The sequence below is a fragment of the Neisseria sp. P0001.S005 genome (assembly GCF_051963715.1).
This window is the reverse complement of sequence record NZ_JBQCTZ010000832.1, coordinates 1-344: the sequence shown is the minus strand read 5'-3', so window position 1 is coordinate 344 and position 344 is coordinate 1. Positions and strand designations below refer to the sequence as shown.

The following is a 344-nucleotide window of genomic DNA, read 5'->3' as shown; positions in this document are numbered from 1 at the left end:
CGACAAAGCAACCGGTAAGACTTCAGAGAAAGAAGTTCAAAACATCTTCGTTAAGAAAGACGGCGATGCGCTGAAAGTCAGCATGAACCCTGATCTGACCGTTAACAGTGTTACTACTAACGAACTGAAAGCAGGTCCTGTAACCATCAACCAAGGTGGTATCGATGCCGGCAACACTACTATCCAAAATGTTGCTCCAGGTAAGAAAGGTACTGATGCGGTTAACGTTGACCAGCTGAACCAAAAATTCGGCGATGTGAACAGCAATGTGAACAAGGTTGACAACAACGCCCGCGCAGGTGTGGCTCAAGCTCTGGCTACTGCCGGTCTGCCACAAGCTTACT

At 48.0% G+C, this 344-nt stretch carries 1 pseudogene; it reads left to right on the top strand.

Annotated elements, in window-relative coordinates:
• Positions 1 to 344, top strand: a pseudogene (locus ACTHSP_RS23100) (hypothetical protein); the annotation flags it as partial.